Origin of the sequence: Moritella viscosa (genome assembly GCF_900120065.1) — a bacterium.
In the GTDB taxonomy this organism is placed as follows: Bacteria; Pseudomonadota; Gammaproteobacteria; order Enterobacterales; family Moritellaceae; genus Moritella; species Moritella viscosa.
Map to the genome: position 1 here is coordinate 1 of NZ_FPLG01000011.1, position 1615 is coordinate 1615.

Annotated in this window: 1 protein-coding gene; it reads left to right on the forward strand. The window is 45.2% G+C overall.

Features of this window, described 5'->3' with window-relative positions; translation table 11 throughout:
- Nucleotides 1–1615 (forward strand): amino acid adenylation domain-containing protein (locus BT797_RS01790; protein ID WP_139291988.1); only part of this gene is annotated, 1615 nt, incomplete at both ends.

The window sequence follows — 1615 nt, forward strand, 5'->3', positions numbered from 1 at the left end:
ATCAAGCGAACCAACTTAGCCATTATTTGATTGAGCAAGGTGTTAGCGCTGACATGCCTGTCGGTGTCGCGTTTGAGCGTGGTAATACGATGTTAGTTGCTATGCTTGCTGTTCTTAAGGCTGGCGGCGCATTTTTGCCTTTGGATCCTGCTTATCCGAATGAGCGTTTAAGTTTTATGCTTGAAGATAGCGGTGTTGATTTATTACTTACTGATTCAACATTAACAGCACAAGTCCCTTGTCCTAATAGCATTAAATCTGTTTATCTCGATCAACAAATAATGGGTAGTTATTCGACTGATGTCCCCGATGTCGAATTCCATCAGCAGCAATTAGCCTATCTTATTTACACCTCTGGCTCGACGGGAAAGCCTAAGGGTGTTGCGTTAACACATGCAGGATTAAGCATGCATGTGCAAACCATTGGTGAACGCTATGGCATGACACCAGATGATGTAGAGCTACACTTTGCCTCAATAAGTTTTGATGGTGCAGTAGAGCGTTGGGCTGTGCCATTGGCATTTGGCTCTCGTTTAGTGATTCGTGATCAGGCGTTATGGAGTGCAGAAAAAACCTGCGATGTACTTGTACAAGAAGGGGTAACCATTGCGTGTTTCCCGCCAAGTTATGTGGGTCCGTTATTAGATTGGATCAGCTACAGTAAGCCGAATTTAAAAGTACGCTCTTGGACATTAGGTGGAGAAGCGTTTACGCGTGAAACTTACGACCGGTTACAGCAGGTATTGAAACCACAACGCATTATTAATGGTTATGGCCCAACGGAGACAGTGGTTACTCCAATGATATGGGAGGCATATGCAGAGACTGAATTAAGTAGTGCATATGCGCCGATTGGTACTGCAGTGGGAGAGCGACGCTTATACATTTTAGATCCTCAACTCAATCGAGTCCCGCTCGGGATGTCGGGTGAACTATATATGGGTGCTGAAGTGGGGTTGGCACGTGGTTATCATGGTCGTGCGGATCTGACCGCGGAGCGATTCTTACCTGACCCGTATGGTGCTGCGGGAGAGCGTATGTACCGAACGGGTGATTTAGTGCGTTGGCGTGACGACGGCGTTATGGAATATTTAGGCCGCATAGACCAGCAGATCAAAATACGTGGTTTCAGGGTCGAATTAGGTGAAATAGAATCAAAACTGCAGTTGCTGAGTGGCGCAGAGCATTGTGCTGTTGTCGCTCATGAGGCACCGGGCGGTAAACGTTTGGTTGGTTATTTACAGCAAACAGACAAAGCGCAAATAACCGAATTCAATGAAGATGTATTATTACAACGCCTTGCCGCTGACTTGCCTGATTATATGGTACCAGCGACATTGGTGGTATTAGCTAAATTACCCTTAACACCCGCGGGTAAAATCGACAGACAGAATTTATTAGCACCCAATTGGAATGAATTAGACGATGCTTCATACATAGCGCCAGAAGGTGAAACAGAAGCGTTACTGAGTCAGTTATGGAAAACCTTGTTAGGTGTTGAATTAGTCGGGCGTGAGAGTAACTTCTTTGCATTAGGTGGTGATTCAATTTTAGCATTGCAGCTTGTCAGTCATGTACGTCAAGCCGGGTTATTATTAACGCCAAAAGATATTTT